Raw genomic sequence first — 22,636 nt, 5'->3', positions numbered from 1 at the left:
ATGATTACAAACACATCATTAGAATACAAAGGCGATTTATATCCATCAAAAATTGTCTCTTATGAACATGAAGGAGATTCGGTTTTCTTTAATACAGATAATAAAGTAATCTTAAAAGTCACAATTCTTCGTGATAGTTTAATTCGTTTTCGTTTTACTACAAAAGGATATTTTAGCAATGACTTTTCTTATGCTATTGATAAAACACAGCTTCATGGTTATAATTTTTTAGAAGTTACAGAAGAAGAAACATACTATCAAATTAGAACTAGCAAAGTAAAATGTAAAATTCAGAAAGCTGATGTACGTCTTTCAATTTACGATTTAAATGATTTTCTAATTCTTGAAGATGAACTTGGTTTTCATTGGGAAGAAAGCTATGAATACGGTGGAAATATCGTAAAAATGAGTAAATATTCTAAAGATGGCGAATGTTATTATGGTCTTGGAGACAAAGCTACTCAAATGAATCTTAAAGGTAAAAGACTCGAAAATTTTGCCACAGATCAATATGCTTATCAAAAAGACCAAGATCCTCTTTATAAAGTAGTTCCGTTTTATATTGGCCTTCATAATAAACAATCTTACGGGATTTTCTTCGATAATACATTTAGGACTTTCTTTGACTTTTGTCAGGAAAGAAGAAATGTAACTAGTTTTTGGGCAGAAGGAGGCGAAATGAATTATTATTTCGTTTACGGTCCGCAAATGCAAGATGTTGTAACTACTTACACTGATTTGACAGGAAAACCAGAATTACCACCACTTTGGGTTTTAGGATATCATCAATGTAAATGGAGTTATTATCCTGAAAGTAAGGTAAAAGAAATTACATCAAAATTTAGGGAGCTTCAAATTCCATGCGATGCTATTTATCTGGATATTGATTATATGGAGGGATTTAGATGTTTTACTTGGAATAAAAACTATTTTCCAGATCCGAAAAGAATGGTTGCTGAACTAGCTGAAGATGGTTTTAAAACAGTTGTCATTATAGATCCTGGAATTAAAATTGATAAAGATTATTGGGTTTATAAAGAAGCTCTAGAAAAAGATTATTTCTGTAAAAGAGCCGATGGACCTTATATGAAAGGAAAAGTTTGGCCAGGAGAATGTAATTTTCCTGATTACACAAATCCTGTAGTTAGAGAATGGTGGGCAGGATTATTTAAAGAATTAGTTGCAGATATTGGAGTTAAAGGAGTTTGGAATGATATGAACGAACCTGCAGTAATGGAAGTTCCAAATAAGACTTTCCCGATAGATGTTCGTCATATTTATGATGGAAATCCTTGCAGTCATAGAAAAGCTCATAATATCTACGGAACACAAATGGCAAGAGCAACTTATCATGGTGTTAAGCGATTTGCATATCCAAAACGTCCATTTGTAATTACGAGATCAGCATATTCTGGAGCGCAACGCTATACTTCTTCTTGGACAGGTGATAATGTCGCAACTTGGGAACATCTTTGGCTAGCTAATATTCAGGTACAGAGAATGTCAATTTCAGGAATGGGATTTACAGGTTCTGATATTGGAGGATTTGCAGAACAGCCAACAGGCGAATTATATGCTCGCTGGATTCAGTTAGGTGTTTTTCATCCGTTTTGTAGAACGCATTCATCTGGAGATCACGGAAATCAAGAACCTTGGGCTTTTGATGAAGAAGTAATTAATATCACTAGAAAATTTGTTAGTCTTCGTTATCAATTATTGCCTTATTTATATACAATGTTTTGGCAGTATATTGAAGAAGGAATTCCGATGCTGAAACCTTTGGTTTACTTCGATCAAGATGATACACAAACGCATTATCGTAATGATGAATTCATTTTCGGAAATCAGATTTTAGTTTGCCCAATACTTGAACCTAATGCTGTAGGTAGACGTATGTATATTCCTAGAGGTGAGTGGTATAACTATTGGACAAATGAGCTATTTATAGGTGGAAGAGAAATCTGGGTTGATACCAAATTTGATGAGATTCCAGTCTTTGTAAAAGCAGGTGCAATTATTCCGAAATACCCGGTTCAACAATATGTTGGTGAGTTAGAATTTGATGAATTAACGCTTGATGTTTATTTCAAAAATGGTAAAGAACAGTCAGCAGTTTATGAAGATGCACAAGATGGTTATGATTATAAAAAAGGACGTTACAGCTTCTTGTCATTAAGAAATATCGGAAAAGAAAAAGAATTGATTATCCAGCTCCATAAAGAAGGAAAATACATAACTCCTTATACAAAATACAAAATCAACTTAATTGGTTTGCCATTTAAAGTTTCTGAGATTGAAATCGACAACGAAAAAATTGAATTTGATAAAGTTAGCTTTGAGAAGAATAATTTCTTAATCATTGATAAAGAGTTTAATGAACTTCATATTGTTGGGGAATAGTTTAATTCTGATATTTTTTTTCCTAATTGTATAAAATATTTTATTTTTTTTAATTGTATTTTTGATATAAAAATAGCGTGAATTATGAAAAAATATGTGTTTTTAGGAATTTTTGGAGCGCTTGTTATAGCATGTGCAACAAATCCAATTACAGGAAAACAAAATTTGAATTTTGTTTCAAATAGTGAACTATTTCCATCTTCATTCCAGCAATACAGTCAATTTTTATCAGAGAATAAAGTGATAACTGGAACAGCAGATGCAAAACGCGTAGAAACTGTTGGTTATAAAATTAAAGCGGCAGCAGAGAAGTATCTGAATTATTTAGGACAATCTCAATATTTAAAAGATTATCGTTGGGAATATAAACTTGTTGATAATAAAGAAGTAAATGCTTGGTGTCTTCCTGGAGGAAAAATTGTGGTTTATTCTGGTATTTTGCCAATTACGCAAGACGAAGCAGGTTTAGCAACTGTAATGGGACACGAGGTTTCTCACGCACTTGCAAATCATGGCGCACAAAGAATGTCTGCAGCACAATTGCAGCAAATAGGAGGTGTAGCCCTTGATGCAGCAACAAGCAATAAATCCGAATCAACGAGACAAATATTTTCTCAAGCTTACGGAATTGGTTCTGAAGTGGGAGTAATGCTTCCATTTAGCAGAAGTAATGAAAGCGAAGCAGATAAAATAGGTTTAACTCTAATGGCAATTGCAGGATATAATCCAGACGACGCTGTTACTTTCTGGAGTAGGATGGCAGCTAAATCTGGCGGATCTGGAACTCCTGAGTTTATGAGTACGCACCCGTCTGATGCAACAAGAATTGCAAATATTAAAGCTTTAATTCCTGAAGCAAAAGCGATTGCTCTTAAAGTTGGAACAATAAAATAAGACAAACTTATTTTTATATAATGCAAAAAAGCTATTCGATTTCGAGTAGCTTTTTTCTTTCAGGAAGAGTTGATGATTTAATAATGCACGAATTGAATAATTTCTATCCGATTATGATAAAAATTAGATAAATTCGTAGCCTATTAATAAAATCATTTCTATGAAAAAACTTCAAAAAGGAGATAAGAAGCTCTTAAATGCTTGGGCATTTTACGATTGGGCTAACTCAGTTTATACCTTAACAATTGCTTCTGCTGTATTTCCAATTTTCTATGAAGCTTTATTTTCCGATCGTGATCATTATATTGATGTTTTCGGAATGCATCTTAAAAATTCGGCTTTAATTAGTTTTATTACGGCTGCAGCATTTTTAGTTGTTTCATTTATTTCCCCACTATTATCAGGAATCGCCGATTATGTTGGAAATAAAAAATCCTTTATGAAGTTTTTCTGTTACATGGGGGCTTTGTCATGTATGGGATTGTATTGGTTTGATTTGGATAATATTTATGTTGGTTTATTATTTTACTTTTTAGGATTATTAGGTTTCTGGGGAAGCTTAGTTTTTTATAATTCTTATCTTCCTGATATTGCATTTGAAGATCAACAGGATAAAATTAGTGCAAAAGGATATTCTTTAGGATATATAGGAAGTGTGATTTTGCTTATTATAAATTTAGCAATGATCATGAAACCAAAACTTTTTGGTATTACCGGTACAGATGGAGAAGCTGCAATGAAAGCAATGCGTTATTCGTTTGTAATGGTCGGAGTATGGTGGATTCTTTTCAGTCAATATACTTATTACTATTTACCAAACGGAAGTAGAGAAACAACTCAGAAACTAACTAAAAATGTTATCTTTAACGGATTTAAAGAGCTTAAAAAGGTTTGGGGAGCTTTACAGAATATTACACCATTAAAACGTTATTTAGGAGGTTTTTTTGTTTCTAGTATGGCAGTACAAACCGTAATGTTGGTTGCTACATATTTTGGAGCTCAGGAAATTCAATGGTCTTCAAAAGAAGAAAGTACAATTGGTTTAATTATTTGTATTTTACTTATACAATTAGTAGCTGTTTTGGGAGCAATTTTAACTTCCAGAGCTTCTGCAAAATGGGGAAATATTCCAACATTAATTGTTATCAATACTTTATGGGCTGTTTTCTGTGCTTTGGCATTCTTTATTACACTTCCATTGCATTTTTACATTATGGCAACCGTAATTGGTTTAGTAATGGGAGGAATTCAGGCTTTATCAAGATCTACGTATTCGAAATTACTTCCAGAAACAGAAGACACGACTTCATTTTTTAGTTTTTATGATGTTGCTGAAAAAATCGGAATTGTAATTGGAATGTGTGTTTACGGAATTATAGATCAAATTACTGGAAGCCCGCGTGCGGCAATTGTAATTTTAGCAATTTTCTTTATTACAGCAATCTTCCTTCTTAGAAGAGTACATAAAAAAGACGTTTCAAATTAATTGAAACGCCTTTAAAATAGCCAAATTACGAATTGCAATAATTATTACTTGATTGATGATAGTTTTGTAATTCGTGATTTTTTTTCTTCTATAATTAGCTTTTTGAAATGCTTCCTGATCCTGAAACTTTTACATCTTTCTTCTCAGGATTTCCAATATATCTTATGTTTCCAGAGCCTGAAACTCTTGCAGTTAAACTTTCGTTACAAGAAACTTTACTATTTCCAGAACCTGAAACATTTGCTTCAACAATTTTTGATTTTAAATCTGCAGCATCGATGTCGCCCGAACCAGAAAGTTTTGTCGAAAAATTATCAGCAGTTCCTTTTAAGTGTACATTTCCAGAACCACTTACGTTTAATTCCAAATTATTAGCATCAACTGGTAAAGTAAAATTTCCAGAGCCAGATAATTTCACGACAAATTTGTCATTTTTAATTACGTCTTTTGACTGAATGTTTCCTGAACCAGATAAACTCAATTCAGATATTTTTTCAAAAGGAATTGTAATCTGAATATTTTTAGTTGGTTTTATATTCGTAAATTTTTCAACATAAATTTTTAGCGAATTATCCTCAACTTCAACTTTAATTGCAGATAATAAATTCTCTTCACCTTTTAAAGTTATTTTTCCCTCTTTTCCAGCAACCAAATCCACATCGAAAAAGCCTGAAATTCTAATTCCGTCATAATCTCCAGTTGTTCTGGTTTCTGTTACAACATTTCCGTTTCCTTTTAATTTGTTATTGTCTTGCGCATTAATAGTGCTGTTTATGAAAAGCACCGATAATGCTAATAGTAAAATTGATTTTTTCATTGTTTTGATTTTTAGATGATTAATTTTTTGTTAGCGAAATATTTCCGTAGTTCGAATTAATATTGATTTTATTCTGGCCTTTTTTCTTGTAGAAGCCAGCAATTCTTTTGCTGTTGTTTTTGACTTCAGAAACAGAAATATCTAAAGTATTGTCATGTTTGATATTCGAATATCTTGCAGAAATATCAAAGTCAAAAGCATAATTTGGTACATAGCCAATCGAAATGTCTGTATACCCGGAATTTATGTTGATATTTCCAGCTTTTTCATTCATTGTTTCAATTTTGATTTTACTATAATTAGTATCATAGCTAAAATTGCTTGAGATTTCTCCAATAATAATCGTTAAATAATTTCCTGAACCGCTTAAAGAATTGACTTTATCAAATTTAAGAGTCCCATAATTGCAATCCATTTTGATGTTTTGGCCATCTAAAAGATTAACATCTGTATAATTTGCACTTAGATTTAAATTTCCAGAATCACTAATTTTAAGGCCAGAATATCTAGCATCAACGTTTCCTGTTTTTATGTAATCAATACTTGAATTTTGGCAATATTGAATTGAAACTTGATTGTTAGTTCCATTTAATTTTCCTAAAACAACTTTTCCATATTTGCAGTCAATTTCTGTTGAAGATTCTGCATTTGGAACAAAAATATTACCGTATTTATTGGCCAATTTAACAGATCCATTTTTTGGAATTTTAATAACATAATTAATTTCAAAACTGTTATTGCTTCCTTTACTTTTAAGGTTAGAACTTCCAAGTTTAGTAACTGCAGAAACTAATCCTTTTAGTGCAGTTATATCTACATCAATGCTATTTAATCGTTCGTTAACCCAATTTTCATTTGGTCCGTTCACTTTTATGGTTATATCCAGATCAATTTTATCTTCGTCCCAAGTTGTCACAGTGATATTTCCGTATTTATTATCAACATCGATTCCTGCGTTCGAGTTTACGATATAAGTTTTCTTTATGTTTTTTTGCTTTGTTATAAAAGTATCATCATTTGAAAATCCTAAAAATGGAATCAAAAGAAATAAGATTAGTAAGTTATAGTGTTTTTTCATTAGAGGTGTTTTTTAGTTTTTCATTGTCTTCAATTCTTTTCAAAACGGTTTGTAAAAAAGAAATACGCGTTTGAAGATTGTTTATCATTGCATAAATAATCTGTTTGTTCTCGCCATTTTTCTGCAATTCATTTATGATTTTTTGATAATCAGCATCAAAAGTTTTCATCTGATTCAAGGCGTCATTAATGATCTGCTCATTTTCAGGCGAACTTTTTTCTTTTAGTTTAACCAGTTCGTTATCAATCAGAATATTGAAAATAGAATCGGTACGTTTAGTTTCTTTAGAGGCAAATTTGAATTCTTGTGGTTTTTCATTTTTGTAAAAAAGAGATATTCCAATCATTAATACAATCGAAGCGGCAATAGCCGTTACGAACCAATATTTTTTCTTAGGTTCTTCCTTTTCTAATTTTTGCAGAAAATCCATTTGATGATCAGGCTTTAATTCCTGAATGTCCCATTGGTTTTCAAATCTGTTGAATAATTCGTCTAAATTGTCTTTTTCATTTTTCATAATTCCAATTCATTTTATATCTCTTCCAATTTTTTTCTCAAGCTGTCTTTTGCTCTGCTCAAAGTTGTTCTGCAATTTGCATAGGTAATGTTTAAAATTTCGCAGATTTCTTCTTGATCATAACCTTCAATGTAAAAAAGCGTCAATACCATTCTGTAATTGTCTTTTAGCTGTAGAATTGTATCTAAAACCTGTTTTACTTTTAGACTGTTTAAGTCAATATTTTCAGAAATAATTCCGTCATTTTCTTCAATTTTATAAAGCTGTTTGCTTAAATCTTCTACTTGAAAAGAGTTGTTTTTTTTATAAAAATCGATACTATAATTGATGATTATTTTTTTTAACCATGCACCAAAAGCCACTTCTTGTTTATAGTCATTGATTTTTGTAAAAGCTTTTAAGAAACCTTCTTGCATGACGTCTTGTGCAAAATGTTCGTCTTTTACAATACGAAAAGCCACATTATACATCGCTTTACAATAGCGATTGTATATTTCAAACTGCGCTTTCTGGTTGTTGTTTTTACAAAGCGCAATTAGATCTTCGATATTTTGGTTTTTTATATTCAAGTAGCGGCTTTTGGTTTTTAATATAGACTTGGCTTTTTTTTGTTTGTTACAGTTTTGATAAAAAAATAAAAAATATTTTTTGATTTTACGTAATGCCGTAAGGTATAATACATTCATTGCTATAATTTCACATAAAATTTTAATACCAAAAACAAATTCAATTATGAGAAAACTAAACAAATGCTTTACTATCCTGTTTGTTATGACAGGATTTATGTTAACTTCATGCAGTAGTGATTCTGGTGAAACGGCTGGCGAATCAACAGGCGATTACTGGCCTTCTAAAGTAGGAAATCAATGGATTTTTGATCAAGATGGATCTGAAAGCACAATAAAAATTCTAAGCTCATCAAATAAAGATGGCAATACATATTATAAATTTAATCAGCTATTTGGAGGAAATGATGAAATTTCTGGTACAGCAGGCGCTTCATTAAAAAAGGTTAAAGGAGATTATTATGTAAGTATTGATGAAGTTACTTATGATGCAGAAGGAATAACTGGTAAAATGACTGGTTATGAATTCATCTTTTTTAAAGATTATCTAGAAGTTAATCAAACTTGGACAGGAAGTTATTCTCAAGAAACAACTTTTAACATAGCTAATTTTCCAGCTATTAAAATGACTGTAAATTATACAGGAACTATTTTAGAAAAAGGAACAAGTATAAAAGTGAAAGAGGTTACTTATGATAATGTTGTTAAATTTAAATTCCATTTGGATGCTTCAATGCAAGGACAAACATCTTCATCTGATTCTTACTATTGGATCGCTAAAGATGTTGGAATCGTTAAATTTGAAACATCAGGAAGTACTTCAGAATTAGTTTCATATTCTGTAAAATAATTCTAAAAAATACATTTTTAAAACCCGAAAATTCTTTTTCGGGTTTTTTATTTTCTAAACTGTACAATCAATTATTTTTCTAAAAATAGTTAATTCGAATTATTTGTACTTTAAGTTTGTTTTGGCATAATGATTGTCTATTTTTATGCCCTATCTTGTAATTGAAATACGAAACGTGTTTTCAGTAAAAACTACAATAAATCATACTCTTTTTACAGATAGTATAAAATTTTTAATGACAAAACGACTTATATTTTATTATGTCAAACCATAAAATACTTACTATTGACAATCTGTCACTTCAAGAATTTGACTCAGAGGCAGAATTAATTCCATTATTGACGCCGGAAGACGAGGAGGAAATGAATAATGAAGAGCTTCCTATTTCGCTTCCAATTTTACCTTTACGCAATACTGTTTTATTTCCTGGGGTTGTAATTCCAATTTCTGCTGGAAGAGATAAATCTATTAAATTGATTAATGATGCAAATGCTGGTGGTAAAATCATTGGTGTTGTATCTCAAATTAATGAAGAAGACGAAGATCCGTCAAAAGACGATATTCATAAAATAGGAACTGTAGCGCGTATTTTACGTGTTTTAAAAATGCCTGACGGGAATGTAACAGTTATCCTTCAAGGAAAAAAACGCTTCGAAATTGACGAAGTTGTTTTAGAAGAACCTTATATGACAGCAACTATTAAAGAAGTTGCAGAAGAACGTCCTGAAGAAAATGATTCTGAATTTACAGCTATTTTAGATTCTGTAAAAGAATTAGCAATTCAGATTATTAAAGAAAGTCCAAACATTCCATCTGAAGCTACATTTGCAATTAAAAACATTGAAAGCCAGTCGTTTTTAATCAATTTTGTTTCTTCAAACATGAATTTATCTGTAAAAGAGAAACAAGGGCTTTTATCGATAAATGGATTAAAAGAACGCGCTTTAGAAACTTTGCGTTATATGAATGTCGAACTTCAAAAATTAGAATTGAAGAATGATATTCAGTCAAAAGTTCGTTTTGACTTAGATCAGCAACAAAGAGAATATTTCCTTCACCAGCAAATGAAAACCATTCAAGAAGAATTGGGTGGCGTTTCTCAGGAAGAGGAAATGGACGAAATGGGTCAGAAAGCGAAAACTAAAAAATGGGACGAAAAAACGCAGAAACATTTCGAGAAAGAATTATCTAAAATGCGCCGTATGAATCCACAATCTCCAGATTTTGGAATTCAGCGTAATTATTTAGAACTGTTTTTAGAATTGCCTTGGGGCGAATATTCTAAAGATAAGTTCGATTTAAAACATGCTCAGAAAATTTTAGATAAAGATCATTTTGGACTTGATGAAGTTAAGAAAAGAATGATTGAACATTTGGCAGTTTTAAAATTGCGAAATGACATGAAATCACCAATTATATGTTTAACGGGGCCTCCAGGAGTTGGTAAAACTTCTATCGGTCGTTCTGTGGCAGAAGCTTTAGGGCGTGAATATGTTCGTATTTCTTTAGGAGGTTTACGTGACGAAGCAGAAATTCGCGGACATAGAAAAACCTATATTGGAGCAATGCCTGGACGTATTATTCAAAGTTTGAAAAAAGCAGGAACATCAAATCCTGTATTTATTTTAGACGAGATTGATAAATTATCAAATGGTAATAGTGGCGATCCATCTTCAGCTTTATTAGAAGTTTTAGATCCGGAGCAAAACAGTGCTTTTTACGATAATTTCCTTGAAATGGGATATGATTTGTCTAAAGTAATGTTTATCGCAACTTCAAATAATATGGCGGCGATCCAGCCTGCGTTGCGAGACAGAATGGAAGTAATTAAAATGTCAGGCTATACAATTGAAGAAAAAGTTGAAATTGCTAAAAGACATTTATTTCCAAAACAATTAGAAGCTCACGGGTTAACTGCAAAAGATTTGATTATTGGTAAAAAACAATTAGAAAAAATCGTTGAAGGCTATACTAGAGAATCAGGTGTCCGTAATTTAGAAACTAAAATTGCTCAGGTAATTAGAAATGCAGCAAAATCTGTTGCAATGGAGGAGGAGTACAACAAAAAAGTTACAGATGAAGATATTGTAGCTATTTTAGGAGTGCCAAGATTAGAGCGTGATAAATATGAAAATAATGACGTTGCTGGTGTTGTAACTGGTTTGGCTTGGACAAGTGTTGGAGGTGATATTTTATTTATCGAATCTTTGATTTCTGAAGGAAAAGGAGCTTTGACTATTACAGGAAATTTAGGAACTGTAATGAAAGAATCTGCAACTATTGCCTTAGAATATATTAAAGCAAATGCTAAGAAATTAGGCATTAGCACAGATCTTTTCCAAAAATACAATATTCACTTACACGTTCCAGAAGGCGCAACTCCAAAAGATGGACCAAGTGCAGGTATTGCAATGCTGACATCTTTAGTTTCTCTTTTAACTCAAAAGAAAGTTAAGAAAAGCCTTGCTATGACAGGCGAAATCACTCTTAGAGGAAAAGTATTGCCTGTTGGCGGTATTAAAGAGAAAATTTTAGCTGCAAAAAGAGCAGGTATTAAGGAGATTATTTTATGTCATGAAAACAAAAGCGACATCGATGAAATTAAAGAAGAATATTTAGAAGGTTTGACTTTTCATTATGTGAAAGAAATGAGCGAAGTATTGGCGCTAGCTTTGACAGATCAAAAAGTTAAAAACGCTAAAGAACTAAAATAAGTTTTTAAAACTTCAAATTATAAAAATCCAAATTCCAATTTACCGATTGGGATTTGGATTTTTTTTTGTTTTTACATTTAGAATTTTAGTTTTCAAACTTGATATAAATATTAGATTTCATATAGTTATAAAAATTATTTTTTAAGTTATATAATTTTATCTTTGTATTTGCGTTATTCCCATATTGGAGCGCCCAAAACAAAATGCTTAAGAAAGTTATTTTATTTTTTACAATTTTAATTTGTTCGTTTTCTTTCGGACAAGTTGGGGGGCGTTACACCTATCAATTTTTAAATTTAACTACTTCACCAAGGCAGGCGGCGTTAGGAGGGGATATTATTACAATATATGATGAAGATGTTAATCAAGCTATGTCTAATCCAGCACTTATAAACGCAGACATGGACAATCACTTGGCAATGAATTATGGAAGTTATTACGGAGAGGCATCTTACGGTACAGCTTCGTATGCTTATACTTATGACAGGCATTATCAAACTTTTTATGCCGGTGTTACTTATGTGAACTATGGTACATTTGAGGGTTATGATGAAAATGGCCAAGCTACATCAAACTTTAGTGGAAGCGAAGGTGCGCTTTCTTTCGGATATGCCTACAATGTTCCTTATACTAATTTTTTTATTGGTGCTAGCGGTAAGTTAATTACTTCTTCATTAGAAACTTACAATTCAATAGGAGGCGCAGTCGATTTAGGTTTTTTATATCTAATTGAAGAGAAAAATTTAAATTTTGGATTGGTATTTCGCAACATTGGTACGCAGTTTACTACATACTCAGGAATCAAAGAGAATTTACCGTTTGAAATCGTTGCAGGTATTTCTCAAGAATTAGAACACGTGCCTATTCGCTGGCATCTTACATTAGAGAATCTTCAGCAATGGGATATTTCTTTTTCTAACCCCGTTCGTGGCGAAACTAACATTGATGGATCAACAAGTCCAGAGAAAGTTTCTTTTCTAAACAATACTTTAAGACACGTTGCATTTGGTGTGGAACTTTTTCCTAAAAAGGCATTTAATTTTCGAATAGGATATAATTTCAGAAGAGGAGAAGAGTTACGAGTAGATGAACAGCGTAATTTTTCAGGAGTTTCATTAGGTTTCGGTTTAAAATTAAACAAGTTAAGATTTAACTATTCGTATTCGAGATATACTTTGGCGGCCAACACCAGCCTTTTTGGTCTAACATTAAATTTTCAATAAATACATGAAACTATTTTATTTGGTTTTGTTTGTGACTGTAAGTTTTTTTTCTAGTTCAAAACTTGCTTTCAAAGAAGAGGATGATGCTATTTCTACAATAGAAATGGAACGAATTAACAGTAGAATTGCTGATATAAAAAACATGATTAGTATTGATTCTAAATACAATCAAAAGATTGCTTTTCTTATTGACATGAAAGTTCCTTCTGGGAAAAATCGCTTTTTTGTTTACGATTTACAAAAAAATGAAGTTGTAGATCAAGGTCTTGTCGCTCATGGTTCGGGTTCTGAAACAGGTGTGAAGGGAATTCTAAAATTTAGCAATATGCCTAATTCTAATTGCACTGCATTAGGAAGGTATTCAGTAGGCAAAACATACAAAGGTATTTTTGGAAAAGCATACAGATTGGCTGGTTTAGAGGAAACTAATAATAATGCTTTGAAAAGAGCAATTGTACTTCATCATTATTCTGCAGTTCCTTATGATGAGCAAGATTATTATATCAGTAATAGTCACGGATGTCCAATGGTTAATGAGCAATTCTTCAAAAGAATAGAAAAAATAATTGATGGCTCAAAATCGAATATCATTATGGATATTTACTATTAAAAAGAACTTCTTAGTTAGAAATAATAAATAAAACTTTTTATTGTCGAAATGATTTATTTTCGATGATAAAAAGTTTTTTTAAGTTCATTAGTTAATGAGAAATTAAATAATATTTCATTATTAATATAGGTGTTCCAAATAAAAATAAAGATGGCTACATTTGTAGAAGTTTTGGCGACGCTTTTGTTATTAATCGAATAAGCGGTCATTAAAAAGAATAAAAATTTAAAAATAAAGAATTGAAAAAAATTACCATTGCAATCGACGGATTTTCATCTACAGGCAAAAGCACTCTTGCAAAACAATTAGCAAAAGAACTGGAATATGTTTATGTAGATACTGGTGCTATGTATCGTGCTGTAGCTTATTTTGCTATGCAGCATAATTTTATAGGAGCTGATTTTTTTGATAAAAATGCTCTTATTGAAAATTTGTCTAAAATTCAGTTAGAATTTAAATTCAATCCCGATTTAGGTTTTGCTGAAATGTATTTAAATGGTGATAATGTTGAAAAACAAATTAGAACTATCGAAGTTTCTAATTTTGTTAGTAAAGTTGCTGCTGTATCAGAGGTTCGTGCTAAATTAGTAGAACAACAGCAAGAAATGGGGAAAAACAAAGCTATTGTTATGGATGGAAGAGATATTGGAACTGTTGTTTTTCCGGATGCAGAACTTAAAATATTCATGACCGCTAGTGCAGAAACTCGAGCTCAAAGACGTTTTGATGAATTACAGCAAAAAGGGGACAATGTTTCTTATGAAGAAGTCTTGAAAAATGTTGTTGAAAGAGATCATATGGATACGCATCGAGAGGATTCTCCTTTAGTAATTGCTGATGATGCAATTGAGATCGATAATTCTTACTTAAATAAAGAAGAACAATTTGCAGCTGTTCTAGAATTAGTGAATGATGTTGTTAAAACAGCGTAATTTTTTGCAGATTTCATTTTAAATGGTAGTTTTACCGCTTCATTTTTACTAAAGACAAATTTATTATATGGGGATTAAAAACAGATTGATCTTAATGAGCTTTCTTCAATTTTTTGTTTGGGGAGCTTGGCTTATAACAATTGGAAATTATTGGTTTGGCACTAAAAACTGGGAAGGAACTCAATTTGGATTGGTTTTTGGAACAATGGGAATCGCTTCTCTTTTTATGCCTACACTTACAGGTATTATCGCCGACAGATGGGTAAATGCCGAAAAGCTTTACGGAGTCCTTCATATTTTATATGCTGCAGTTTTGTTCGGAATTGCGCAAGTTACAACACCAGACACCTTTATTATTGTAATGCTTTTGGCAATGTGCTGTTATATGCCAACAATTGCTTTGAGTAACTCTATTTCTTATACTTCGCTTAAATTAAACAATAAAAACATCGTTAAAGATTTTCCGCCAATTCGAGTTTGGGGAACAATTGGTTTTATTGTTGCAATGTGGATTACTAATTTAAGTGGAAGCAAAGCAACTGAATATCAGTTTTATATTGCTGGAATAGGTGCTTTAATTCTTGGGATTTATGCTTTTACTTTACCAAAATGTGAACCACAGCGCTTGATTAAAGAAAATGCTACTTGGATTGAAACATTTGGATTAGAGTCTTTTAAATTGTTTGCAAATTATAAAATGGCTTTGTTTTTTGTTTTTTCTATGTTTTTAGGAGGGGCGCTTCAGTTGACAAATGCTTATGGAGATGTATTTTTAGATGAATTTAAACATTTTCCAAAATATGCAGATTCATTTGTAATCCAATATTCTACTATTATTATGTCAATTTCTCAGGTTTCTGAAACGCTGTTTATCTTGGCAATTCCGTTTTTCTTAAGACGTTTCGGAATCAAACAAGTTATGTTGATTAGTATGCTGGCTTGGGTTTTACGTTTTGGATTATTTGCTTTTGGAGACCCTATAAGCGGATTGTGGATGATTATCTTGTCTTGTATTGTTTACGGAATGGCATTTGATTTCTTTAATATTTCAGGTTCTTTATTCGTAGAAAGCAATACCGATTCTAAAATTCGTTCTTCCGCACAAGGTTTGTTTATGATGATGACAAATGGAGTAGGAGCTGTTTTAGGAAGTTTAACTTCGGGTTGGGCAATTGATCGTTTCTTTACAAAATCGTTTCATACAACTACAGAATTAGCTGGATTTTTACAAACGGATTCTTCAAATGAGTTAATGGCTAAATTTGTGACAGGCCAAGGAAATTCAATTTCGCCTGAAGGTATTTTTGCAAACCCGGTTTTAATGAAAGATTGGCATACAATCTGGTTGTCATTTGCTATTTATGCCTTGGTGATTGCAATTGCTTTTGCTGTTTTGTTTAAGCATAAACATGATCCGAAGGAGATTGAGAATTTAAGTCATTAATTATCAGGTAATGATTGAAGATAAAAATCAATTAATAAATAAACTTTTTAAATCAAGTGCTGTAAATTCAATTATCCTTGAAAGAAAAGTTTTTGAATCTTTAAGTGAAAGAAAATGGCAAGTATCTCATTCTCCATATTATATTGATTTTGATTCTAAGAAACATCGAGAAATTGATGTTGTTGCTAGTAAGTATTGGAATGTTAAAGATGATTTTAGTTGTAGGGTTAACTTGCTAATAGAATGTAAGTCTTTAAAAGATTATCATATCATTGTTGATAATAAGAGAAACTCTAAGCGTTATGAATTAAAGGATTTTTGGATAGGTAATGATAATATATTTCATTATCAAAAGATTCGAAAATTGTTGAAAAAAGCTAAGATTAGCGAAAATGATATAAATACTATAATTAAAAAACTAGATTTATATTGTTCTCCAGATGGAATTGTTTATAGAAATGCAAATTATATATTTAATGCATTCAAGATTGATGCTTATAATGTTTTTAGAGAAACAAATATTGCTAATACTAAAGATATTGATAATTCTGTAATCTGGAAATGTCAACAAAGTTTGTCAAGTTGTATATCTTCAATTGAAGAGATGTTTTGGGCCGATATTGATTACTCTATTAAAAGAATTAAAAATGATTCATTATTTAATTCAAGTAATTTAGTAGAAGAAATCGTTTGTGATTTAATTGATGATGCAAAACATAAAGAGATTGTACATCCTGTAATTGTTGTTGAGTCAAATCTTTGGGAGTTAAATTCCGATGGGCTAGGTAAACTTAATTATTTTAGATTATGTTTCCAGCAGTTAAGAGATACTGAATTATGGGTAGATATAGTTCATGTTGATCATTTAGATGAATATTTTGAAAATTTAAAAATATATGATGATTTTATAAAAAACATAAAATAGGATCTATAAAGCCCGACAAGTTTTTAAAACCTGTCGGGTTTTCGTTTCTAAAGATCTTATGAAAACTAAAAGTTCTAATCTAGCCCCGATAGAGCGGATATCCTTTTATGGCAGGGTTTGCCATAAAAGATAGGAGCGAAAGCGGGACAAAAAGGTTTGAAAAACCATAAATCTTCTGCTTCTTAACAAAATGACTGATAATCAATACTGAATTATTTTGTAAGTCCAAATATTTGTAGTAATTTTGCAAACCTTTTGGCAGAGAAGAGTTTCCATTAGGTATCAACCATTTATGTAAAACAACTTCTGTATTTTCTATCGCATAGAGAAACTCGAGAAAAACAGAATACAAATTTTTTTATCAGCATGTCTGAACAAACAAAATCACAAGAAGAGTTTTTAGCAAATTTTAACTGGCACAACTTCCAAGAAGGAATCGATGCAGTAGATGAAAAAAACTTACAAGAGTTTGAGGAACTAGTATCAAAAACTTTCATCGCTACAGATCAAGAAGAAGTAGTTGAAGGAGTTGTAGTTAGAATTACAGATAGAGACGTTATCGTTGATATCAATGCTAAATCTGAAGGTGTTATTTCTTTAAACGAATTTCGTTACAACCCTAATTTAAAAGTAGGTGACAAAGTAGAAGTATTAATCGACATCCGTGAGGATAAAACAGGTCAATTAGTATTATCTCACAGAAAAGCACGTACTATCAAATCTTGGGATAGAGTTATTGCAGCTAATGAAACTGGAGAAATCGTTAACGGTTTTGTTAAATGTAGAACTAAAGGAGGTATGATTGTTGACGTATTCGGTATCGAAGCGTTCTTACCTGGATCTCAAATTGACGTTAAGCCAATTAGAGACTACGATGTATATGTAAACAAAATGATGGAATTCAAAGTGGTAAAAATCAACCACGAATTCAAAAACGTAGTTGTATCTCATAAAGCTCTTATCGAGGCTGATATTGAAGTACAGAAAAAAGAGATCATCGGTCAATTACAAAAAGGACAAGTATTAGAAGGTGTTGTTAAAAACATTACTTCTTATGGTGTGTTCATTGACTTAGGTGGTGTTGACGGATTAATTCACATTACTGACCTTTCTTGGAGTAGAATCAACCACCCAAGTGAAGTTCTTGAATTAGACCAAAAATTAAACGTTGTAATCCTTGATTTCGATGATGAGAAAACAAGAATTCAATTAGGATTGAAACAATTAAACGCTCACCCATGGGATGCTTTAGATGCTAACTTAACTGTTGGTGATAAAGTTAAAGGTAAAGTAGTTGTAATCGCTGATTACGGTGCATTTATCGAAGTTGCTGAAGGTGTTGAAGGTTTAATCCACGTTTCTGAAATGTCATGGTCAACTCACTTACGTTCTGCTCAGGACTTCGTGAAAGTTGGAGATGTTGTTGAAGCAGTTATCTTAACTCTTGATAGAGACGATCGTAAGATGTCATTAGGTATCAAACAATTGACTCAAGATCCATGGACTGACATTACTTCTAAATACCCAGTAGGTTCTAAACATACAGGTATCGTTAGAAACTTTACAAACTTTGGTATTTTCGTAGAATTAGAAGAAGGAATTGATGGATTAATCTACATTTCTGACCTTTCTTGGACTAAGAAAATTAAACACCCATCTGAGTTTGTAAACGTTGGTGAAAAACTTGATGTTGTAGTATTAGAATTGGATGTTGAAGGACGTAAATTATCTTTAGGTCACAAACAAACTACTGCTAATCCTTGGGATCAATACGAAGATTCTTTCGCTGTAGGAACTATCCACAACGGTGAGATTTCTGAAATCGTTGACAAAGGAGCTACTGTAGAATTCGGAGATGATATCGTTGCTTTCATTCCTACTCGTCACCTTGAAAAAGAAGACGGAAAGAAATTGAAAAAAGGTGATACTGCTGATTTCAAAGTAATTGAATTCAACAAAGAATTCAAAAGAGTAGTTGCTTCTCACACTGCTATCTTCAGAGAAGAAGAAGAGAAAAACGTGAAAGCTGCTGCTGAAACTACTGCATCTGCATCTACAAACGCACCAGCAGCGACTTTAGGTGATAACAATGATGTATTAGCTGCTTTAAAAGCTAAAATGGAAAAAACTGAGAAAAAATAATTCTTAGATTTTTTATAAATAGAAAGTCCCACAGCAATGTGGGACTTTTTTTATGTTTCAGGTTTCAAGTTGTTCCTCAATTGTCAGTTCGAGCGGAGTCGAGAACTTTTTGAAAACAATATTTACTTAGTATTAATTTGATGCTAACAATTTTGATTCTTCTCCACTAAATTCATCAACTATTGTATAGGTTTCAATATTGGCAACTTTCATTAGATCGAGTATGTTTACTAAATTACCGTAGTTTGATTTTTTACTCGGCTTTATTATTACAATTACACCATTCATTGGTTTTCCTACTGAAATCATATAGTCATGAACTTCTTTCTTTTTACGGAATACTTCTTGGTTGATTTCATTTTTCTCAGATTTAAATTCCTTTGGCGTTTCCATTGGAAATTCTAATATTCCAGAATAAGTTATTATTTTATCGTTGTCGTCTAATAATATGGTATAGACCCGATGAGCTTTGATACATGCATGACTCCATCTGCATACATCTTTTTCAGGTAAAGCGAGATCCATTGCTTTTGATTTCGATAGTTCCCCAACAACCATAAAAAATATAATAAGTAAGAAAGAAACACTAACCATTGCGGTTAAATCTACTCTTGAATTTAACTTTCTGCTTCTAACTTTTTTAGGTAGGTTTTTCATGTATCTTGATTTAAGTTAAAGAATTATTTTGAAGCCAATAATTTTGCTTCTTCTGGCGTAAAATCATTTACAATTGCATATGTACTTATATCTGCAATAGCCATTTCATCCAAAATGTCAACCAGATTTTTAAAGTTGCTTTTTTTGCTTGGTTTAATAATAACAACCATTCCTCTTCCAGGTCTTCCTATTTGAGCAGAATAATTGAGCATCTTTTTATTTTGTTTTAAAAGCTCTTGCCTGATTCCATTTTTTCCATATTCTAACTTTTTCGGAGCAATTTTTGGCACTTCCAATAATCCCATATAGCAGATTAATTTGTTGTCATCTCCAAGTAAAATTGTATAAGATCTATTTTCACCACAGCCACCTGTCCATCCACATGTATAGGCATCATAATCTGGTAAACTTAAATCCATAACTTTAGATTTTCGTAACTCGAGGGCGACCATAAAAAATATAATCAGTAAAAAAGAAACGCTAACCATTGCAGTTAAATCCACTCTTGAATTTAACTTTCTGCTTCTGACTTTTTGAGGTAGATTTTTCATATGCTTTTTGATTAAGAAACAATTTATATTAATTAGAGGCTAGCAATTTTGATTCTTCTGCCGTAAAATCGTCAACTATTGAGTAGGTTTCAATTTTAGCAATTTTCATTTCATCTACTATATTTACTAAACTGCCATAGTTCGAGTGCTTACTCGGCTTTATAATAACAATTACTCCACTCATTGGTTTTCCTTCAGAAATCATATAATCGTGAACTTCTTTCTTTTTGCGGAACACCTCTTGTCTTATCTCATTTTTTTGAAATTTAAACTCTTTTGGTTTCTCCAATGGAAATTCTAATAAACCTGAATAAGTAATCATTTTACCGTTTTTATCTAACAATATTGTAAAAAGTTGATCAGCTTTAAAACATCCAATATTCTCTAGACATGCATATTTCTCTGGTAAATACAAATTCATTTTTGGAGGTTTTGATAATTCGTTAACAACCATAAAAAATGAAATAAGTAAAAAAGAAACACTAACCATTGCAGTTAAATCAACTCTTGAATTTAATTTTCTATCTCTAAATTTTTGAGCTAAATTTTTCATAATTGATGATTTTTGTTTTTAAATTTAACAATAAAATAAATGCAAAAAGTAAATATTTTAGATTTTTTTTAAAGAAATATTAAATTACGTTAATGCCTTGTTTTGCTGGAAATTTAAAAGAAAATCTGCGCTTTTTTACATAAGATTAGTTTCAAGCGAAAACCAAAACAACTTTATCCCCGTAAATGAGCTTATAACTTAAAATCATTAAATATGAAAACTAGAAAATTTTTAGCTCTTGCTGTTTTAGCTTTAGGATTTGCATTTACATCAAATGCTCAAAAATCAGTTATGGTTGGTGGTGCAGAGATGTATCCAAATAAAAACATAATTGAAAACGCCATTAATTCAAAGGATCATACAACATTGGTTGCTGCAGTAAAAGCAGCTGATTTGGTTACAACTTTACAAGGAAAAGGACCATTCACCGTTTTTGCCCCAACAAATGCAGCCTTTGATAAATTGCCAAAGGGAACTGTAGGAACATTATTGAAACCAGAAAACAAAAAGAAACTTCAAACGATCTTAACCTATCATGTTGTAAGTGGCAAACTGAATTCGAATAATATTGCAGATGCAATTAAAGAAGGAAAAGGAAAAGCGTCTTTTAAAACGGTTAGTGGCGGAACATTAACCGCATGGATGAAAGGAAAAGATTTATATATCAGTGATGAAAATGGAAACAAAGCAAAAGTTACAATTGCTGATGTAAATCAGTCAAATGGTGTGATACATGTAATTGATGCTGTGCTGCTTCCGAAAAAATAAATAAAATCTCCAGAATAGTTTGCCTACAATAAAAAGTCCTTTAGATTTTCTAGAGGGCTTTTTTATAAAAATCTATCTTTTACTATGTATAAAATTGAAAAGGCATTGATAGCAAACAAAAAGACAAGAACAGATCTATCCATTACCGCACCTTGTGCTAAACAGAAGAAATCTATAACGAAAATTAAAATTATTAAAGTGTATTTTATTTGCTCTTTTAATGTAAGCATGTTTTTTGTGAGAAAGTAGAAAATAGTACTGCAAATCAAAACAAAAATCTCAGAAGCAAATAACAAATAAAGTATAATAGTTAGATTTCTTAAGTCACCAATTTCATCAGTTTTAAGCCAGAATAATAACCAGATTAGAATAGAAATGAAAAATATTCCGTTTGTAACTTTAATGAATTGCAGAAAATTATTTTTCATTTGATAATTATTTTTTTGCGGTCAACGTACTTCCTGCAGAAGCAATTATAACACAAATTACAGCCAAAATTTCGTTGAAATTCAAATTTTCATGAAGGAAAATAAAAGCACAAATAGAAGCGGCAGCAGGTTCTAAGCTCATTAAAATACTAAAAGTGCGTGGAGGAAGCTGACCTAAAGCTTTCATCTCTAATGTAAACGGAATTGCACTTGATAACAGCGCAAGAGCAACACCCATTCCGAAAAGTTTTGGAGTTAGATTGGTTAAGCCATTTTCTAGAAAGCCAAATGGTAAAACTAAAAGTGCTGCAAACAACATTCCTGTCGAAACAGCATCACCATCATTCATTATTTGAGAAATCTTTCCGCCTAAAACTATATAAGCACTCCAAAATGCTCCAGCTAAAAGCGCACAGATAATTCCTATCGGATTTAAACTATCATTTGTCCAAGGAGCAATTAGTAAAATTCCGATTGCAGCCAATAAAACCCAACAATAATCTACTAAACGTTTTGAACCCGCTATTGCTAATAGTAATGGACCAACAAATTCTAGTGTTACAGCAAGCCCGATTGGGATTTTTTCTATAGCGAAATAAAAAATCAGATTCATTGCGCCTAAAGACAAGCCATACGGAATTACAATTTTCCATTGTTTTGCTGTTACAGCCTTAAAATTAGGTCTGTAAGCTAATAATAAAATTAATGCAGAAACGCCAATACGTATAGATGCTGTGCCTGCTGCGCCAATTGCAGGAAATAAAGTTTTTGCAATTGCTGCTCCACATTGCACACTTATAATTGCTAATAATACCGCAGGAACAGGAGGTAGGCTGATTTCTCTGTTTTTCATAAAAAGTAAGACAGAATCATAAAAAGCTTTATTTCTGTCGGATAAATAAAAATGTATTCTAAATTAATTGCTTAAAGCTCTTTTAGTGACATAAGCGCGATAACCAATAATAGCCATCTGCCATTTCTTTGCTTTAGAAATATCTAAACCTTGTTTGGTAAAGCTTGGCAAAAGTAGTTTGTTTAGTTTAGCTAATAATTTATACATAGTAGATTTGTTTCGGCAAAG

The 22,636-nt window shown here is 31.5% G+C and carries 22 protein-coding genes; 12 read left to right on the top strand and 10 right to left on the bottom strand.

Going from position 1 to position 22,636, the window contains the following annotated elements; all coding sequences use genetic code 11:
- The 3 genes from DM444_RS03590 (at window position 1) to DM444_RS03580 (ending at window position 4,780) form a co-directional block, all read left to right on the top strand.
- Window positions 1–2,400 (top strand): glycoside hydrolase family 31 protein, encoded by a 2,400-nt coding sequence (locus DM444_RS03590; protein ID WP_111284058.1) that lies wholly within the window; start codon window positions 1–3, stop codon window positions 2,398–2,400.
- 84 nt (window positions 2,401–2,484) lie between these two features.
- Window positions 2,485–3,294 carry a M48 family metallopeptidase gene (locus tag DM444_RS03585; RefSeq protein WP_111284056.1) on the top strand — a complete coding sequence of 270 codons (810 nt, stop codon included), beginning with the start codon at window positions 2,485–2,487 and terminating at the stop codon, window positions 3,292–3,294.
- A gap of 160 nt (window positions 3,295–3,454) precedes the next feature.
- Window positions 3,455–4,780: an MFS transporter gene (locus DM444_RS03580; protein WP_111284054.1), complete on the top strand. Its 1,326-nt coding sequence runs from the start codon at window positions 3,455–3,457 to the stop codon at window positions 4,778–4,780.
- Window positions 4,781–4,874: 94 nt separating this feature from the next.
- On the opposite strand, the gene DM444_RS03575 is transcribed toward DM444_RS03580, so the two are convergent.
- From DM444_RS03575 to DM444_RS03560, 4 genes are read right to left on the bottom strand one after another with little or no spacing between them, the layout of a single operon-like run.
- Complete coding sequence (locus tag DM444_RS03575) at window positions 4,875–5,597, bottom strand: head GIN domain-containing protein (protein WP_111284052.1); 723 nt, start codon at window positions 5,595–5,597, stop codon at window positions 4,875–4,877.
- Window positions 5,598–5,616: 19 nt separating this feature from the next.
- The gene (locus DM444_RS03570; RefSeq protein WP_111284050.1) at window positions 5,617–6,675 is read right to left on the bottom strand and encodes a hypothetical protein; all 1,059 of its coding nucleotides are present in this window, start codon (window positions 6,673–6,675) and stop codon (window positions 5,617–5,619) included.
- Window positions 6,659–7,192, bottom strand: coding sequence for an anti-sigma factor (locus tag DM444_RS03565; protein WP_111284048.1), 534 nt, complete (start codon window positions 7,190–7,192; stop codon window positions 6,659–6,661). Before DM444_RS03565 ends, DM444_RS03570 begins: the two co-directional genes overlap by 17 nt.
- A gap of 14 nt (window positions 7,193–7,206) precedes the next feature.
- The gene (locus DM444_RS03560; protein ID WP_111284078.1) at window positions 7,207–7,761 is read right to left on the bottom strand and encodes an RNA polymerase sigma factor; all 555 of its coding nucleotides are present in this window, start codon (window positions 7,759–7,761) and stop codon (window positions 7,207–7,209) included.
- 163 nt (window positions 7,762–7,924) lie between these two features.
- Between DM444_RS03560 and DM444_RS03555 the strand changes: the two genes are divergently transcribed.
- From DM444_RS03555 to rpsA, 8 genes are all read left to right on the top strand, one after another.
- On the top strand, window positions 7,925–8,608 hold the full coding sequence (locus DM444_RS03555) for a TapB family protein (protein ID WP_111284046.1): 684 nt from the start codon (window positions 7,925–7,927) through the stop codon (window positions 8,606–8,608).
- A gap of 260 nt (window positions 8,609–8,868) precedes the next feature.
- Window positions 8,869–11,322 (top strand): endopeptidase La, encoded by a 2,454-nt coding sequence (gene lon, locus DM444_RS03550; protein WP_111284044.1) that lies wholly within the window; start codon window positions 8,869–8,871, stop codon window positions 11,320–11,322.
- Between the two features lie 203 nt (window positions 11,323–11,525).
- Window positions 11,526–12,545, top strand: a complete 1,020-nt coding sequence (gene porQ / locus DM444_RS03545; protein ID WP_111284042.1) for a type IX secretion system protein PorQ — start codon at window positions 11,526–11,528, stop codon at window positions 12,543–12,545.
- Window positions 12,546–12,549: 4 nt separating this feature from the next.
- Entirely contained in the window at window positions 12,550–13,155 is a 606-nt protein-coding gene (locus DM444_RS03540) for a murein L,D-transpeptidase catalytic domain-containing protein (protein WP_111284040.1), read from the top strand.
- Between the two features lie 239 nt (window positions 13,156–13,394).
- On the top strand, window positions 13,395–14,087 hold the full coding sequence (gene cmk / locus DM444_RS03535) for a (d)CMP kinase (RefSeq protein WP_111284038.1): 693 nt from the start codon (window positions 13,395–13,397) through the stop codon (window positions 14,085–14,087).
- Window positions 14,088–14,154: 67 nt separating this feature from the next.
- Window positions 14,155–15,531 carry a nucleoside permease gene (locus DM444_RS03530; RefSeq protein WP_111284036.1) on the top strand — a complete coding sequence of 459 codons (1,377 nt, stop codon included), beginning with the start codon at window positions 14,155–14,157 and terminating at the stop codon, window positions 15,529–15,531.
- Between the two features lie 10 nt (window positions 15,532–15,541).
- Window positions 15,542–16,456 carry a hypothetical protein gene (locus DM444_RS03525; RefSeq protein ID WP_111284034.1) on the top strand — a complete coding sequence of 305 codons (915 nt, stop codon included), beginning with the start codon at window positions 15,542–15,544 and terminating at the stop codon, window positions 16,454–16,456.
- Window positions 16,457–16,822: 366 nt separating this feature from the next.
- Window positions 16,823–18,598, top strand: coding sequence for a 30S ribosomal protein S1 (gene rpsA / locus DM444_RS03520; protein WP_026728756.1), 1,776 nt, complete (start codon window positions 16,823–16,825; stop codon window positions 18,596–18,598).
- A gap of 132 nt (window positions 18,599–18,730) precedes the next feature.
- Here rpsA and DM444_RS03515 read toward each other — a convergent pair whose 3' ends face one another.
- Genes DM444_RS03515 through DM444_RS03505 form a run of 3 tightly spaced genes read right to left on the bottom strand, consistent with a single transcriptional unit; the run spans window position 18,731 to window position 20,359 of the window.
- Window positions 18,731–19,255 carry an ExbD/TolR family protein gene (locus DM444_RS03515; RefSeq protein WP_111284032.1) on the bottom strand — a complete coding sequence of 175 codons (525 nt, stop codon included), beginning with the start codon at window positions 19,253–19,255 and terminating at the stop codon, window positions 18,731–18,733.
- A gap of 23 nt (window positions 19,256–19,278) precedes the next feature.
- Window positions 19,279–19,806 (bottom strand): ExbD/TolR family protein, encoded by a 528-nt coding sequence (locus DM444_RS03510; protein WP_111284030.1) that lies wholly within the window; start codon window positions 19,804–19,806, stop codon window positions 19,279–19,281.
- Window positions 19,807–19,834: 28 nt separating this feature from the next.
- On the bottom strand, window positions 19,835–20,359 hold the full coding sequence (locus tag DM444_RS03505) for an ExbD/TolR family protein (RefSeq protein ID WP_111284028.1): 525 nt from the start codon (window positions 20,357–20,359) through the stop codon (window positions 19,835–19,837).
- Between the two features lie 213 nt (window positions 20,360–20,572).
- On the opposite strand from DM444_RS03505, the gene DM444_RS03500 reads away from it, so the two are divergent.
- The gene (locus DM444_RS03500) at window positions 20,573–21,127 is read left to right on the top strand and encodes a fasciclin domain-containing protein (RefSeq protein ID WP_111284026.1); all 555 of its coding nucleotides are present in this window, start codon (window positions 20,573–20,575) and stop codon (window positions 21,125–21,127) included.
- A 62-nt stretch (window positions 21,128–21,189) separates the two neighbouring features.
- Here DM444_RS03500 and DM444_RS03495 read toward each other — a convergent pair whose 3' ends face one another.
- From DM444_RS03495 to DM444_RS03485, 3 genes are all read right to left on the bottom strand, one after another.
- Window positions 21,190–21,555 carry a hypothetical protein gene (locus tag DM444_RS03495; protein ID WP_111284024.1) on the bottom strand — a complete coding sequence of 122 codons (366 nt, stop codon included), beginning with the start codon at window positions 21,553–21,555 and terminating at the stop codon, window positions 21,190–21,192.
- A 7-nt stretch (window positions 21,556–21,562) separates the two neighbouring features.
- Window positions 21,563–22,408 carry an EamA family transporter gene (locus DM444_RS03490; RefSeq protein ID WP_111284022.1) on the bottom strand — a complete coding sequence of 282 codons (846 nt, stop codon included), beginning with the start codon at window positions 22,406–22,408 and terminating at the stop codon, window positions 21,563–21,565.
- A gap of 63 nt (window positions 22,409–22,471) precedes the next feature.
- Window positions 22,472–22,615 carry an SsrA-binding protein gene (locus DM444_RS03485; protein ID WP_111284020.1) on the bottom strand — a complete coding sequence of 48 codons (144 nt, stop codon included), beginning with the start codon at window positions 22,613–22,615 and terminating at the stop codon, window positions 22,472–22,474.
- Between the last annotated feature and the right edge of the window lie 21 nt (window positions 22,616–22,636).

Source organism: Flavobacterium ginsenosidimutans, assembly GCF_003254625.1.
GTDB lineage: Bacteria > Bacteroidota > Bacteroidia > Flavobacteriales > Flavobacteriaceae > Flavobacterium > Flavobacterium ginsenosidimutans.
Note: the sequence above shows the minus strand (reverse complement) of the source record. Positions and strands in the feature narration are given on the sequence as shown.